The sequence below is a fragment of the Amphibacillus sediminis NBRC 103570 genome, from assembly GCF_001552275.1.
Lineage (GTDB): Bacteria > Bacillota > Bacilli > Bacillales > Amphibacillaceae > Amphibacillus_B > Amphibacillus_B sediminis.
Genome location: NZ_BCQW01000074.1, coordinates 1 through 564, shown reverse-complemented (window position 1 = coordinate 564; position 564 = coordinate 1). Strand labels below are relative to the sequence as shown.

1 protein-coding gene is annotated in these 564 nt (G+C 30.7%); it reads left to right on the top strand.

The genetic code is table 11. The annotated features are described in order from the left end of the window. Window positions 1-36: 36 nt before the first annotated feature. Window positions 37-366, top strand: coding sequence for an FRG domain-containing protein (locus ASE01S_RS15415; RefSeq protein WP_067844440.1), 330 nt, complete (start codon window positions 37-39; stop codon window positions 364-366). Window positions 367-564 lie beyond the last annotated feature (198 nt).

Below are 564 nucleotides of genomic sequence, written 5' to 3'. Positions count from 1 at the left end.
TGAAATTGGATTTTAATAAAGAAGCTCGGAGGAAGTATGAAAAAATATAATATTAATAAGATATCAGCCTATTTTTCAATTTTAGAAGAAAACGATATTTCAAGTTATATATATAGAGGACAAAATGAACCTTATTTTTCAATAGGAGCAAGTGGTTTTAGACCTTATCAGGGTGGTTGGAATTCTGATAAAATTTACGATATGGAATATTTACGTTCAATTTTCTATAATAGAATTATTGGACAGATATCCGAAAGCGAAAAGAAACACTTCTTAGCATTTTGCCAACATCATGGTATTCCAACTAACTTAGTAGATATGAGCTTTTCTCCATTAGTTGCTCTTTTACCGAGTAGCCTAAACTAGGTGACAATCTATAAAATAACCTAAAATTAAATCATAGAAAGAAAGCTTCCTCGCAGTCTCCACCAGATAAATGACTTAATTAGTCGTTTTAAAATTCCTTTTTTTGAATCTTTAAGGATAATAGACAAGAGCTACAAATCAGCAATACTGAAACAGATATTCCTAAAATCACCAGCATCCCTGTGTTCTGATAAAAGC